This window comes from Geobacillus sp. DSP4a (assembly GCF_013096875.1).
GTDB lineage: Bacteria > Bacillota > Bacilli > Bacillales > Anoxybacillaceae > Geobacillus > Geobacillus thermophilus.
In genome coordinates this window covers 1-12,124 of sequence record NZ_SDLD01000027.1, presented here as the reverse complement: position 1 = coordinate 12,124, position 12,124 = coordinate 1, and the positions used below count along the sequence as shown (strand labels likewise).

Here is a 12,124-nt window from a genome sequence, read left to right as displayed (position 1 = left end):
CGTTTCAAATGATGAAATTGGCGGCGATTTTTTGTAAAATAAAAGAAAGCAGCGTTTGCTTTCAGGAAAGGAAGAGCCATTCATGGAGATCGAACAGCTCATTGCCGAAGCGAAAAAAGCGCGCGAATTCGCATACGTGCCTTATTCGAAATTCAAAGTCGGCGCCGCGTTGCTGACGAAAGACGGCAGTGTGTACCGCGGCTGCAACATTGAAAACGCCGCTTACAGCGTGTGCAATTGCGCGGAGCGGACCGCGCTGTTTAAGGCGTATTCCGAAGGGGAAACGGAGTTTGCCGCCCTCGCGGTCATTGCCGACACTCCCCGCCCGGTTCCGCCGTGCGGCGCATGCCGTCAAGTGATCGCTGAGCTTTGCCCAAGTGATATGAAAGTCATTTTGGCCAATATCAACGGCGATGTCAAAATCGTCACCGTTCAAGAACTGCTGCCAGATGCTTTTTCAGCGGAGGATATGCATGAATAAGGAAGGATACAAATCAGGGTTTGTTGCCATTATCGGAAGACCGAACGTAGGAAAATCGACGTTTTTAAACCGTGTCGTCGGGCAAAAAATCGCCATTATGAGCGACAAGCCGCAGACGACGCGCAATAAAATCCAAGGCGTGTACACGGATGAGGACGCGCAAATCATTTTTATCGACACTCCCGGGGTGCATAAACCGAAGCATAAACTCGGCGATTTTATGATGAAAGTGGCGCTCAATGCGCTGCGCGAAGTCGATTTGATTTTGTTTATGGTCAATGCCGAGGAAGGGTTTGGGCGCGGCGAGGCGTTCATTATGGAGCGCTTGAAAGAAGTCGATACGCCGGTGTTTTTGGTGATCAACAAAATCGACCGCGTTCACCCGGATGAGCTGCTGCCGCTCATTGACCAGTACAAGGATTTGCACCCTTTTGCGGAAATTGTGCCGATTTCAGCGCTTGAAGGAAACAATGTCGAGCGTCTGCTGGAGCAAATTAAAAAGCGGTTGCCGGAAGGACCGCAATATTATCCACCGGATCAAGTCACCGACCATCCGGAGCAGTTTATCATCGCCGAGCTCATTCGCGAGAAAGCGCTTCACTTGACGCGCGAGGAAGTTCCACATTCGATCGCCGTCGTCGTCGAACGCATTGAGCGGCGCGAAGAGACGGGCACGGTTTACGTCGGGGCTGTCATCGTTGTTGAGCGCGATTCGCAAAAAGGAATCATCATCGGCAAGCAAGGCCGGATGTTAAAGGAAATCGGACAGCGGGCGCGCGCTGACATTGAGGCGCTGCTTGGATCCAAAGTGTTTTTGGAGCTGTGGGTGAAGGTGCAAAAGGACTGGCGCAACCGCCTTTCGCAGTTGCGCGACTTCGGGTTTCGCGAGGACGAGTATTGACGGCTAGAAAATTTTACGCGACATAAACGGGTTTTGCCCGAGCCAACCTATAGGTAAAACCACCAATATGCAATGCCTGCAGGCAGAAAGAGGTGTCATTCCATGCTTGAGTTTACTTGGAAGTTGTTTAGCCAAACAGGCAATATCGATACGTACTTGTTGTTTAAAGAGTTGGAACGGGAGCGGCGGATCGGCGGTGAGGAGCAGAACACCGACCAGAAAGAAATCGACCAGCCGATCTCTTAGCATCGTCACTGGCCCAATTGGTGGTGGTTCAATGTTTGAAAAGTGTGAAGCGATCGTGATGCGGACCATCGATTATGGCGAGACGAATAAAATTGTCACATTGTTTACAAGGGAATGGGGAAAGGTGGCTGTGATGGCGCGAGGTGCGAAAAAGCCAAGCAGCCGCCTTTCTGCTGTTACGCAGCCGCTCGCCTATGGCCATTATTTGATCCGCCGCAGCCGCGGCGTCGGCGTTCTCCATCAAGGGGAGCTCATTGATTCGATGCGGGCGCTGCGTGAAGATTTGTTTGCCGCTGCCTATGCCGCGTATATTGTGGAGCTCACCGACAAAAGCACAGAAGAGCAAAAGCGCAATCCGTACTTGTTTGAGCTGTTGCGGCAGACGTTACAGTATATGAGCGAAGGGCGCGATTTAGAGATCATGGCGTTGATTTATGAGATGAAAATGCTCCCAGTGCTCGGCATTCCGCCGGTGCTTGACCGTTGCGCGCGTTGCGGGGCGACAGAAGGGAGCGTCTCGTTTTCGGTCAAGGAGGCGGGCTTCCTTTGTCATCGCTGCGAGGAGGCCGACCCGCACCGGATGCCGTTGTCGCCGGCGTCGGCCCGGCTGTTGCGCCTGTTTTTCCATATTGATCTTGCCCGGCTGGGCGCGATTTCGGTCAAAGAAACGACAAAGGCGGAATTGAAGGCGGTGCTGTCGGCGTACTACGATGAATATGCCGGCCTGTCGCTGAAGGCGAAACGCTTTTTGCAGCAAATGAGCGTGCTGAAAGACACACTCGCCCCCGATAGCGGCCAGGATGCTTAATTTTCCTTGTAAACGCGTGATGTAGTATAATATAAACAAGGATGATAGCGTGTGGGACCTTTTGGCAAGGTGGTGAGCGACGATCGAACTGAATAAACGCCAGGAACAAATTTTGCAAATTGTCAAAGACTACGGGCCGATCACCGGCGAGAGCATCGCCGAAAAGCTGAACTTGACGCGGGCGACGCTGCGGCCCGATCTCGCGATTTTGACGATGGCCGGCTATTTGGAAGCGCGGCCGCGCGTCGGTTATTTTTATACCGGAAAAACGGGCACGCAGCTGTTCGCCGATAAGATTAAAAAATTAAAAGTTGAAGACTACCAGTCCATCCCGGTCGTCGTCAACGAAAACGTGAGCGTCTATGATGCGATCGTCACGATGTTTTTGGAAGACGTCGGCACGCTGTTTGTCGTCGATGAGGAGTCGCTTCTTGCGGGCGTTTTGTCGCGCAAAGACTTGCTGCGCGCGAGCATCGGCAAACAGGAACTGACAGCGATTCCCGTTAATATTATCATGACAAGGATGCCGAACATCGCTGTTTGTTATAAAGATGATCCGCTGATTGAGGTGGCCGAACGGCTGATCGAGAAGCAAATCGACGCTATGCCGGTCGTGCGCAAAACGGAGAAGGGGTATGAAGTGATCGGCCGCATTACGAAAACGAATATGACGAAAGCGTTCGTCTCATTAGCCAAAGACGATGTGTGAGCGAAAAGGAGGAACAAAATGAATCAACGCCTCGTTTATGTCGTATCCGACTCGGGCGGGGAGACGGCTGAGCTTGTCGTCAAGGCGGCGGCCAGCCAGTTTTACGCCTCGCCGGTTCAAATCAAGCGCGTTCCATACGTAGAGGATAAAACGACGTTAGCCGAAGTGGTCGCGTTGGCCAAAATGAACCAAGCCATTATTGCCTTTACGCTCGTTGTTCCGGAAATGCGCGAATTTTTGCTTGCCGAGGCGGCGCGCGAAGGGGTGGTCGCTTACGATATCATCGGCCCGCTCATCGAAAAAATGAGCGGTTTGTTCCAGCTGACGCCAAGGTATGAGCCGGGCCAGGTGCGCGTGCTCGACGAAGATTACTTCAAAAAAATCGAAGCGATCGAATTCGCCGTCAAATACGACGACGGCCGCGACCCACGCGGCATTTTGCGCGCTGATATTGTGTTGATCGGCGTATCGCGCACATCGAAAACGCCGCTGTCGCAATACTTGGCGCATAAGCGGCTGAAGGTGGCAAACGTACCGATCGTTCCGGAAGTCGAGCCGCCCGAGCAGCTGTTTCAAGTCGGGCCAGGCAAATGCTTTGGTTTGAAAATCAGCCCGGACAAGCTGCTGTCGATCCGCCGCGAGCGTTTGAAATCGCTCGGCTTGAACGACCAAGCCATCTATGCGAACATGGATCGCATTAAAGAAGAGCTGGCTTATTTTGACGAAGTCGTAAAAAAAATCGGCTGCGATGTCATCGATGTAACGAACAAAGCTGTGGAAGAAACGGCAAGCATCATTATGAAAAAGTTGAAGTGTTAAGAACGTTGGATCCGCCTGTTTTGTCCGCACGATTTCCTGCCGGTAATCGTGCGCTTTTTTATGGCATACGTCCCTGAGTTATATTATAATAAAAAATTGCGGGAAAAATGACCCTGCATAGGTTTAGAGCGGGCATAAGGCGAGTAAACTATTTATAGCTGTTTGTCAAGGAAAACAAGGGGAAAGTTTTCGACAAAAACCGCCGGGCGCCCGAAAAAAAAGAAGGATTTTTGGGGATGATGTAGAATAATAGGGGGGAAGCCTTCCCTTGCTTTAGGGGCCAGGTTGTCCGCTGCAACAAAGTCAAAAAAAATGAAATGTTCCCTTTGGCCTTGAAATATAATATATCGAAGCGCCCTTTCGCCAGCTTGACGCCGTTTGCTTTACGGAGGCGGCGGGCGGATTGGGAGGGCCGGCTGTTGCGGGCAAGGGGGAAGGCAAAACGGAGGGATTGAAAAAATTTGTCGAAAGTAAAAGGGAAATCGGCTGACAGCCGAGAATAAATTAAATTATGATACGGGGTTGTTCGTATGGGACATCGCATTCCCGAAGAAACGATTGAAGCCATTCGCCGCGGCGTTGATATTGTGGATGTCATCGGCGAATACGTCCAGCTGAAACGGCAGGGCCGCAACTATTTTGGCTTATGCCCCTTTCATGGGGAAAAGACGCCGTCGTTTTCCGTTTCTCCGGAAAAGCAAATTTTCCACTGCTTCGGTTGCGGAGCAGGAGGGAATGCCTTCACGTTTTTAATGGACATCGAGGGCATTCCGTTTGTGGAAGCGGCCAAACGGCTTGCGGCCAAGGCAGGCGTCGATTTGTCCGTCTATGAGCTGGATGTTCGCGGGCGCGATGATGGTCAGACGGACGAGGCGAAGGCGATGACGGAAGCACATGCCTTGCTGAAACGATTTTACCATCATTTGCTTGTTCATACAAAAGAAGGACAAGCCGCGCTTGATTACTTGCAGGCGCGCGGATGGACAAAAGAAACGATCGACCGGTTTGAAATCGGCTATGCCCCGGATGCACCCGATGCGGCGGCCAAGTTGCTGGAGAGCCATTCCTTTTCTCTTCCGGTGATGGAAAAGGCGGGGTTGTTGACGAAAAAAGAGGACGGGCGATACGTCGACCGGTTCCGGAACCGCATTATGTTTCCGATCCACGACCACCGCGGCGAAACGGTGGGGTTTTCCGGCCGCCTGCTCGGCGAAGGGCATCCGAAATATGTCAACAGCCCAGAAACGCCCGTTTTCCGCAAAGGGGCGATTCTATACCACTTTCATGCGGCGCGGGTGCCGATCCGCAAGCGGCAGGAGGCGCTGCTTGTCGAAGGGTTTGCCGATGTCATTTCCGCAGCGCAGGCCGGCATCGATTATGCCATTGCGACGATGGGGACGTCGCTGACCGAGGAGCAGGCGCGCATTTTGCGCCGCCATGCGGACACTATAACGATTTGTTATGACGGCGACAGCGCCGGGATCGAAGCCGCTTGGCGCGCTGCTGAGCAGCTGAGCGCATTGGGATGCCGCGTCAAGGTGGCATCCCTTCCGAACGGTCTTGACCCGGATGAATATATACGTGTTTATGGCGGTGAACGGTTTGCCGGAGAAGTGGCTGCTGCCCGACCGCTCGTGGCGTTTAAAATGGCGTATTTGCGGCGCGGAAAAAATTTGCAGCACGAAGGGGAGCGGCTCCGCTATATTGATGAAGCGCTCCGGGAGATCGGCAAGCTGTCGAGCCCGGTGGAACAAGATTATTATTTGCGCCAGCTCGCCGAAGAGTTTTCGTTGTCGCTTTCCGCTCTTCATGAGCAGCTGTCCCGCAGCCAGCGCGAGAGGACAAAGCCGCGGGAGGCGCCCGATGGGGAAACGGCGCGGCCGATGCTGGCGAAAAAGTTGCTGCCGGCTTTTCAAAATGCGGAACGGCTGCTGCTTGCTCATATGATGAGAAGCCGCGATGTGGCGCTGGTCGTTCAAGAGCGGATTGGCGGCCGGTTTAACATCGAGGAGCATCGGGCGTTAGCCGCTTATATTTACGCCTTTTACGAAGAAGGGCATGAAGCCGACCCGGGTGCGCTCATCTCAAGAATCCCCGGCGAGTTGCAGCCGCTCGCGAGCGAGCTGTCGCTTTTATTGATCGCAGATGACGTTTCCGAACAGGAGCTCGAGGATTATATCAGGCATGTGTTGAATCGCCCAAAATGGTTAATGCTAAAGGAAAAAGAACAAGAAAAAACGGAAGCGGAGCGAAGAAAGGACTTTTTGACAGCCGCCCGCATCGCCAAAGAAATGATTGAAATGAAAAAAATGTTATCTTCCTCATAATATGGTGGTATGAGTTTTTAAAGGAGGTAATGAAATGGCCGAAAAACCAGCCCAATCAAAGCAGGCCGAGGCGGCTGCCGGCGAAACGCTGGAGCAGGTGAAAGAGCAGCTCGCTGAGCTCGGCAAGAAGCGCGGCATCCTCACATACGAAGAAATTGCCGAGCGGCTTTCCGGCTTTGATTTGGACTCCGACCAAATGGACGAATATTATGAATACTTGGCTGACCAAGGCATTGAAGTCATCAGCGAATCCGATTTGGAAGCCGATCCGGACATCGATGAGCTGGCCAAGGAGGCGGAATTCGACTTAAATGACTTATCCGTTCCTCCCGGCGTGAAAATCAATGACCCGGTGCGCATGTACTTAAAAGAAATCGGCCGTGTCCCCCTTTTATCAGCGGAAGAAGAAATTGAGCTGGCGAAGCGGATCGAACAAGGCGATGAAGAGGCGAAGCGCCGGCTGACGGAAGCCAACCTCCGCCTCGTCGTCAGCATTGCCAAACGGTATGTCGGCCGCGGCATGCTTTTCCTTGATTTGATCCAGGAAGGGAACATGGGGCTGATCAAGGCGGTTGAAAAGTTTGATTACCGCAAGGGCTACAAGTTCAGCACGTACGCGACGTGGTGGATCCGACAAGCCATTACGAGGGCGATCGCCGATCAAGCGCGGACGATCCGCATCCCGGTGCATATGGTCGAGACGATCAACAAGCTGATCCGCGTCCAACGGCAGCTGCTCCAAGACCTCGGGCGCGAACCAACGCCGGAAGAAATCGCCGAGGAAATGGATTTGACGCCGGAAAAAGTGCGGGAAATTTTGAAGATCGCCCAAGAGCCGGTGTCGCTCGAGACGCCGATCGGCGAAGAAGACGACTCGCATCTTGGCGACTTCATCGAAGACCAAGAAGCGACGTCGCCATCGGAACACGCCGCTTATGAGCTGTTGAAAGAGCAGCTTGAAGATGTGCTTGATACGCTGACCGACCGCGAAGAGAACGTGCTCCGCCTCCGTTTCGGGCTTGACGACGGCCGGACGCGGACGCTGGAAGAAGTAGGCAAGGTGTTTGGTGTGACGCGCGAACGCATTCGCCAAATCGAAGCCAAAGCGTTGCGCAAGCTGCGCCACCCGAGCCGCAGCAAACGGCTGAAAGACTTTTTGGAATGACCGTTCGTTCCATAGTTTACTTCTTCGGAAGTAAACTATTTTTTTCTTCTTCTTTTGGCGAAAGGTGGAATGCAAATGAACCGGAGACGGCGGGAAACGATTATCCGAGAAATCGAGTATTGGAAACGTTCGCGCCTCCTGCCAGAGCATTATTGCAATTATTTGCTCGCGCTTTATACCGAGGGCGATGCTTCCCTGAGCCCGCGCCGCCCGTTGCGCAGTCGGCTGGAGGCCAGCCTTTGTTTATTGTTGCCAGCTGCCGCCCTTGCCATTTATTTTACTGAATTGTCATTCGTTTTGCAAACACTCCTTTGTGCCCTTTTTTTCGCTGTTTGCCTGTTTTTTTGCTGGCGGTGGCGGAACGAACGACAACTTCTTCACTTTCCGCTCATCGGAAGCGCTTGGATTTTGCTCGTGGCATCCATGTTGGAGGTTGACCGCTTTTTCCAGGGGCAAGCGGGTGCGCTAGCCGCTGCCGTGATCGGAAACTGTGTTCTCTGGTTTGTAGTCGGCCGTCTGCTTCGCCTTCGCTACTTTTCGCTCGCCGCTGTCAGCGGACCGCTGCTTGTAGCCGCCGCCATCTGGTGGCGTTGAGGTGCATTGCAGCCATTTCAGCAACTTAGGGCTTTTCCTTGTCCATTATTTACAGTAAAATAAAGTTGTTTGCAGCGTTCTTCATCATACATAAAGGAGGTAAAAGAGATGAACCGCAATCCGCTCATCCCGTTTTTCATCATCATGGCATTCGGGATTGTGCTGACGTTCGTCTTGTCGTTTAAAGGGCTAGGCGATGCGAAGGAAATGGCCAAAGAGAAAAAAGGCGGCGAAAAAACGGAACAAACGGCTGAATTCAATCCGGAACAGTTTTACCAACAAACGTGTTCTAGCTGCCACGGCCAAAACTATGAAGGCGGCGTCGGCCCGGCATTAAAAGGAGTCGGCGAACGGTTATCGGCGGACCAAATTAAAGATGTCCTGCAAAACGGACGCGGCGGCATGCCGGGCGGGCTTGTGCCGGCTGACAACATCGACGCGATGACGAAATGGCTCGCCGGTTTAAAATAATGGATGGTGAACATCCCTTTGCTTTTGGCAGAGGGATGTTTTGTTTAGTACAATAGAGGCGCGCGACCTTGAGAACAGGAAAGGAGGAAGGAGCGGCCGCCTTCGCCCAGCGGTGGAAGGAAGGCGGGCTGCACCAAAGGAGCCATGAACGAGTTTCGCCTATCAAAGCGGTTGGCAACGGTCGCTTCCTTCATTCCGAAAGGAGCCGTGCTCGCTGACATTGGGTCGGATCATGCGTATTTGCCTTGCTATGCCTGCCTGCACGGGTATGTGTCAAAAGCCATTGCCGGCGAGGTCGCTGACGGCCCGCTTCGCTCCGCGCAGCAACAAGTGGAAAAGACGGGGCTTTCCGACCGTATTTCGGTGCGCAAAGGAGACGGATTGGCTGTCATCGCTCCGGGGGAAGTGGATTGCATCACGATCGCCGGCATGGGCGGCTCCCTTATCACCCGCATTTTGGATGAGGGGAAAGAAAAGCTCGTCGGTGTCCAACGGCTCATTTTGCAGCCGAACATTGGCGCTGAACTGATCCGCCGCTGGCTCTTCGATCATGGGTGGGAGTTGATTGCCGAACGCATACTGAAGGAAGATGGGCAAATTTACGAAGTGCTTGTCGCCGAGCGCGGCGACGCCCGGCGGCCGTACCGCCATCTCGAGGCGGAATTGCTCCTTGGGCCGTTTTTGCGCCGGGAAAACAGCGAGGTGTTCCGCGAAAAATGGCAGCGCGAGCTTCTGCATTGGAAACGGATTATCGCCGATTTGGCGGAGAAAGGGGAAAGCGAGGCGGCTAGGGTGAAAATGCGCGAACTGGAGAAAAAAGTCCAATTGGTAGAGGAGGCGTTGCGATGAGCCGGGTTCCGTACGGTCATGAAGTTATTCAGCTTGTGGAACGGCTTGCCCCGAAACAGCTCGCCATGGAAGGGGACCGGATCGGCCTGCAAATCGGGACGTTGAACAAGCCGGTCCGGAAAGTGATGATCGCCCTCGACGTGCTGGAAGACGTCGTCGCCGAAGCCATCAATCAACGAGTCGATTTGATTATCGCCCATCATCCGCCGCTCTACCGCCCGCTTAAGCAGCTGTTGACGGACGACGGGCACGGGCGGACGATCGCGGCGTGCATCAAGCACGACATCGCTGTGTATGCCGCCCACACGAATTTAGACGTCGCATTTGGCGGGGTCAATGATTGGCTCGCCGAGGCGCTTGGTTTAAGCGAGACGGCGGTGCTCGTGCCAACATATACAGAACCGTTGAAAAAGCTCGTTGTCTACGTGCCGGCGAGTCATGCCGAGGCGGTGCGGGCGGCGTTAGGCGATGCCGGCGCCGGCCATATCGGACGCTACAGCCATTGCACGTTCAACAGCCACGGCATCGGAACGTTTTTGCCGGAAGAAGGAGCGCAGCCGTTTATCGGGGAACAAGGGAAGCTCGAAGAAGTGGAGGAAGTGCGCATTGAGACGATCGTTCCTGCTTCCTTGGAACGGAATGTCATTCAAGCGATGCTGGCTGCCCATCCGTATGAAGAAGTGGCCTATGATCTTTATCCGCTTGACAACGAGGGGCGCCGCTTTGGGCTTGGCCGCATCGGGAGGCTGCCGCAGCCGGTGACGCTGCGCGCCTTCGCCGAACAAGTGAAAACCGCATTTTCCGTCCCGGCCGTGCGCGTCGTCGGCCGGCTCGATGACCTTGTGCAAACCGTCGCCGTACTGGGCGGGGACGGGAACAAGTTTGTCGCTGCTGCCGCCTCGGCTGGAGCGGACGTGTACGTGACCGGCGATGTGTACTACCATACGGCCCATGACGCCCAGGCGCTCGGCTTGCGCCTTGTCGACCCGGGCCATAATGTTGAAAAAGTGATGAAGCAAGGATTAGCCCGCTATTTAATGGCAGAGCTCCGGAAGCGGCAGTGGGAAACGGACGTGATCGCCTCCAGCGTTCATACGGATCCGTTTCAGTTCATCTAAGCGGCAAGCGAAAAAGGCTGTTCCACCAGGCGGTTTTGCCGACTGCGGGACAGCCTTTGTTTATAAACGGGGCGAGCTGTTACTCGTCTTTCTTTGCTTTTACTTTTGGCAAAATTTTGTGCAGCGGCACTTTCCGCTCCCGCTGCCATGTCGCCGGGTCGTTCGGGTCAAATTGCTCGAGGAAGTCGATCACTTCCTTGGTGATCGGCGTTGGGGTCGAAGCGCCGGCGGTGACGGCGACTTTTTTGGCATTTTTTATCCAATTGATGTCGATTTCCGTGACATCCGCGACGCGGTACGCTTTCGTGCCGGCAATTTCTTCCGACACTTGGGCGAGGCGATTGGAGTTGTTGCTGCGCGGGTCGCCGACAACGATCGTCACGTCGGCGTCCTTTGCCTGTTCGGCGACCGCTTCTTGCCGGAGCTGGGTCGCGAGGCAAATTTCTTTATGCATTTCCACGTGCGGGTACTTTTCCTTCACTTTCGCCATAATATCGGCGACGTCCCACTGGCTCATTGTCGTTTGGTTCGTCACCATAAGGCGCTTGTTTTCCAACGCGAGCCGTTCGACATCGTCGACCGTTTCCACAAGGTGAATGCGCTCCGGATTGATGCCGACCGCTCCTTCCGGCTCCGGGTGCCCTTTTTTGCCGATGTAAATGATGTCATAGCCATCCGCGAGCTTTTGTTCGATCAAGCGGTGTGTTTTCGTCACATCCGGGCACGTTGCATCGATCGTGACCAGCCCTTTTTCGAGCGCCCGCTTTTTCACTTCCGGCGATACGCCGTGGGCGGTGAAAATGACCGTGCCGCGGTCGATTTTTTCCAAAATCTCAAGCCGGTTTTCTCCATCGAGTGTAATAATGCCTTCTTCGGCAAACGCATCGGTGACGTGTTTGTTATGGACGATCATTCCAAGAATATAAATGGGCCTTGGCAATGACGGATCCAAAGCCGCATTGCGGGCGATCACCATCGCATCGACAACCCCGTAGCAATATCCGCGCGGGGTGATTTTAATGACTTCCATCGTTTTCCCTCCCTGCCGCCGACCGTGCGGCGGTTGTTCACCTTTCATTATATCGGAGAGCGGAAGGGAAGACAAAGAATAATCGCCCCAAACGGCAACAAGCAGCGCTGGGGCGGAAAATGGCTATATATACAGCTTGGGGGTTGATGGTTTGGGTGCGGCTGGCGTGCGCTTTTCTGCTAGCTCTTCGCGCTTTGGCCGCGGAACGGGGCGTTTCTTGGCCGCCTGCCCTCCTGATTTTCGTTTCTCCTCTTCAGCCGGTGCGCGCTCCGGTTGGGTGGGGTTCTCCTCTTTTTTATCAGCTGGTTTCAGCTCACGAAAAATGCGGATCATCGCCGGAAGATTGCGGATGAGCGGCCCGTACTGCTGCACCATTGGCACAACGTTTTGTGCGATGCCGAGCATTTTTTGCACGTTGTTTAACATGCCGATAAACCCGCTGCCTGTGTTGGCTGTTGTGGCGGCGTTGGCGGCTGTGTTTTGCAATAGCGGCATCCCCCATGGAGATGGGACCGCCGTTGGCGGCTGCCCGCGGGAAAATAAACGGGCTAGCAGGCCGCCTGCGCCGCCGGGGCGAGGGAACGGGGCCGGCATGCGGGCGAACGG

Annotated in this window: 14 protein-coding genes; 12 read left to right on the top strand and 2 right to left on the bottom strand. The window is 54.3% G+C overall.

Features of this window, described 5'->3' with window-relative positions; genetic code table 11:
• The first annotated feature begins 82 nt into the window (after nt 1-82).
• The 12 genes from ETC02_RS10635 (at nt 83) to ETC02_RS10580 (ending at nt 10,488) form a co-directional block, all read left to right on the top strand.
• Complete coding sequence (locus ETC02_RS10635; protein ID WP_033009654.1) at nt 83-481, top strand: cytidine deaminase; 399 nt, start codon at nt 83-85, stop codon at nt 479-481.
• The gene (era, locus tag ETC02_RS10630; RefSeq protein ID WP_050367562.1) at nt 474-1,382 is read left to right on the top strand and encodes a GTPase Era; all 909 of its coding nucleotides are present in this window, start codon (nt 474-476) and stop codon (nt 1,380-1,382) included. The genes ETC02_RS10635 and era overlap by 8 nt, the downstream gene beginning before the upstream one ends.
• Nucleotides 1,383-1,484: 102 nt before the next feature.
• Entirely contained in the window at nt 1,485-1,628 is a 144-nt protein-coding gene (locus ETC02_RS10625) for a YqzL family protein (RefSeq protein WP_080985660.1), read from the top strand.
• 31 nt (nt 1,629-1,659) lie between these two features.
• Nucleotides 1,660-2,436 carry a DNA repair protein RecO gene (gene recO, locus ETC02_RS10620; RefSeq protein WP_033009656.1) on the top strand — a complete coding sequence of 259 codons (777 nt, stop codon included), beginning with the start codon at nt 1,660-1,662 and terminating at the stop codon, nt 2,434-2,436.
• 82 nt (nt 2,437-2,518) lie between these two features.
• On the top strand, nt 2,519-3,145 hold the full coding sequence (ccpN, locus tag ETC02_RS10615) for a transcriptional regulator CcpN (RefSeq protein WP_255350126.1): 627 nt from the start codon (nt 2,519-2,521) through the stop codon (nt 3,143-3,145).
• Between the two features lie 18 nt (nt 3,146-3,163).
• The gene (locus ETC02_RS10610; protein ID WP_033009661.1) at nt 3,164-3,964 is read left to right on the top strand and encodes a pyruvate, water dikinase regulatory protein; all 801 of its coding nucleotides are present in this window, start codon (nt 3,164-3,166) and stop codon (nt 3,962-3,964) included.
• A gap of 530 nt (nt 3,965-4,494) precedes the next feature.
• Entirely contained in the window at nt 4,495-6,291 is a 1,797-nt protein-coding gene (gene dnaG / locus ETC02_RS10605) for a DNA primase (RefSeq protein WP_171698261.1), read from the top strand.
• Between the two features lie 34 nt (nt 6,292-6,325).
• Nucleotides 6,326-7,456, top strand: coding sequence for an RNA polymerase sigma factor RpoD (gene rpoD / locus ETC02_RS10600; protein WP_050367560.1), 1,131 nt, complete (start codon nt 6,326-6,328; stop codon nt 7,454-7,456).
• Nucleotides 7,457-7,531: 75 nt separating this feature from the next.
• On the top strand, nt 7,532-8,050 hold the full coding sequence (locus tag ETC02_RS10595; protein ID WP_050367559.1) for a hypothetical protein: 519 nt from the start codon (nt 7,532-7,534) through the stop codon (nt 8,048-8,050).
• Nucleotides 8,051-8,158: 108 nt separating this feature from the next.
• Nucleotides 8,159-8,521, top strand: coding sequence for a cytochrome c550 (gene cccA, locus ETC02_RS10590; protein ID WP_050367558.1), 363 nt, complete (start codon nt 8,159-8,161; stop codon nt 8,519-8,521).
• 144 nt (nt 8,522-8,665) lie between these two features.
• A complete protein-coding gene (locus ETC02_RS10585) occupies nt 8,666-9,370 on the top strand; it encodes a tRNA (adenine(22)-N(1))-methyltransferase (protein WP_033007937.1) in 705 nt (234 codons plus the stop codon).
• Nucleotides 9,367-10,488, top strand: coding sequence for a Nif3-like dinuclear metal center hexameric protein (locus ETC02_RS10580; protein ID WP_033007938.1), 1,122 nt, complete (start codon nt 9,367-9,369; stop codon nt 10,486-10,488). The genes ETC02_RS10585 and ETC02_RS10580 overlap by 4 nt, the downstream gene beginning before the upstream one ends.
• A gap of 79 nt (nt 10,489-10,567) precedes the next feature.
• Here the strand turns inward: ETC02_RS10580 and ETC02_RS10575 are convergent, their stop codons facing one another.
• Both ETC02_RS10575 and vrrA read right to left on the bottom strand, forming a co-directional pair.
• Nucleotides 10,568-11,518: a 4-hydroxy-3-methylbut-2-enyl diphosphate reductase gene (locus ETC02_RS10575; RefSeq protein ID WP_044743145.1), complete on the bottom strand. Its 951-nt coding sequence runs from the start codon at nt 11,516-11,518 to the stop codon at nt 10,568-10,570.
• Between the two features lie 123 nt (nt 11,519-11,641).
• On the bottom strand, nt 11,642-12,124 hold a 483-nt coding region (gene vrrA, locus ETC02_RS10570; RefSeq protein ID WP_171698260.1), incomplete at its 5' end, for a VrrA/YqfQ family protein.

Coding starts and splice junctions, on each gene's coding strand:
- ETC02_RS10635 (WP_033009654.1), top strand. CDS start 83: ATGGAGATCGAACAGCTCATTGCCGAAGCGAAAAAAGCGCGCGAATTC.
- era (WP_050367562.1), top strand. CDS start 474: ATGAATAAGGAAGGATACAAATCAGGGTTTGTTGCCATTATCGGAAGA.
- ETC02_RS10625 (WP_080985660.1), top strand. CDS start 1,485: ATGCTTGAGTTTACTTGGAAGTTGTTTAGCCAAACAGGCAATATCGAT.
- recO (WP_033009656.1), top strand. CDS start 1,660: ATGTTTGAAAAGTGTGAAGCGATCGTGATGCGGACCATCGATTATGGC.
- ETC02_RS10610 (WP_033009661.1), top strand. CDS start 3,164: ATGAATCAACGCCTCGTTTATGTCGTATCCGACTCGGGCGGGGAGACG.
- dnaG (WP_171698261.1), top strand. CDS start 4,495: ATGGGACATCGCATTCCCGAAGAAACGATTGAAGCCATTCGCCGCGGC.
- rpoD (WP_050367560.1), top strand. CDS start 6,326: ATGGCCGAAAAACCAGCCCAATCAAAGCAGGCCGAGGCGGCTGCCGGC.
- ETC02_RS10595 (WP_050367559.1), top strand. CDS start 7,532: ATGAACCGGAGACGGCGGGAAACGATTATCCGAGAAATCGAGTATTGG.
- cccA (WP_050367558.1), top strand. CDS start 8,159: ATGAACCGCAATCCGCTCATCCCGTTTTTCATCATCATGGCATTCGGG.
- ETC02_RS10585 (WP_033007937.1), top strand. CDS start 8,666: ATGAACGAGTTTCGCCTATCAAAGCGGTTGGCAACGGTCGCTTCCTTC.
- ETC02_RS10580 (WP_033007938.1), top strand. CDS start 9,367: ATGAGCCGGGTTCCGTACGGTCATGAAGTTATTCAGCTTGTGGAACGG.
- ETC02_RS10575 (WP_044743145.1), bottom strand. CDS start 11,518: ATGGAAGTCATTAAAATCACCCCGCGCGGATATTGCTACGGGGTTGTC.